This is a genomic window from Flavobacterium micromati, from assembly GCF_900129585.1.
GTDB classification, from domain to species: domain Bacteria; phylum Bacteroidota; class Bacteroidia; order Flavobacteriales; family Flavobacteriaceae; genus Flavobacterium; species Flavobacterium micromati.
The window spans coordinates 1-1,045 of record NZ_FQWF01000040.1 but is presented as its reverse complement, the minus strand read 5'-3'; the positions used below and the strand labels follow the sequence as shown (position 1 = coordinate 1,045).

The following is a 1,045-nucleotide window of genomic DNA, read 5'->3' as shown; positions in this document are numbered from 1 at the left end:
CCGCCTGAAGAGTCCCATATAATTATTTTATTTTTCGCAAAACAAAAATAAGGGAATCTCAGGCACTTTTTATTTTAGACTTTCGGATCGTAGTGATATTAATTAAATAAATAAGGAAATTATTTTTTTTCTACTTTATCCCACCATAACTATTGGTTATTCTCATGGGTTTGCAAGTAGATAAAATTTGTTGTTGAATGTATTCACTCTACAGAATATAGACTCAATACATAAATACTATAAAAATCGATTATAATTATAAGTCCAACGACTTTGATGTACGAAGCCCAAATGCTTCCGAAGGGATGAGATTCATAAACTCCATAATAAGATAAAAACAGATAATAATCCTTCAATGCTAAAATTAAAGCATTCAGAAATTAATTTACAAGCGTAAAAAAGTAATTTCCCTCTGTTTCATTTTAACTAAATCATCTGCATGAAGTTTTGTCATGATCTACCATCACGTTGCTTTAACGATTTGGAAATTTTAGGGATCAAAAGCTTCACTACATTAATGAACAGTGTAAAAATCAATCATGATTCTATCCTGAACTGCTTTGATAAACGAAGTACAAATGCTTCCGAAGGGATGAAATTCATAAACTCCAAAATAAGATAAAAACAGTGAATAAAACTTCAATGCTAAAATTAAAGCATTCAGAAATCAATTTAGAGGAGTGAGAAAAGTAGATTTCTTCCTATTTAGGTTAACTAAGTTATTTGCCTAATCCCCAAGTTTTGTTCTTGATCCCCGATTTCTTCCTGTTTAGATTAACTAGTTATTTGCCTAATCCCCGAGTTTTGTTCTTGATCCCATTAAATGAAGGGTTTTACTAAGTCCTAGAATAAATTCAGATTGAACAGGCAACTCTCGATAGCTATCATGGCTCCCACATAACTGCATAAAACAAAAAACCCCTCATCGTTAGATGAAGGGTTTTTCAAAAAAAGGCGACGACATACTCTCCCACATAACTGCAGTACCATCTGCGCAGGCGGGCTTAACTACTCTGTTCGGGATGGGAAGAGGTGAGCCCCGCCG

Annotated in this window: 1 rRNA gene; it reads right to left on the bottom strand. The window is 33.7% G+C overall.

The annotated features are described in order from the left end of the window. Positions 1 to 949: 949 nt before the first annotated feature. Positions 950 to 1,045: ribosomal RNA gene (gene rrf / locus BUB42_RS16070) — 5S ribosomal RNA — on the bottom strand; the annotation flags it as partial.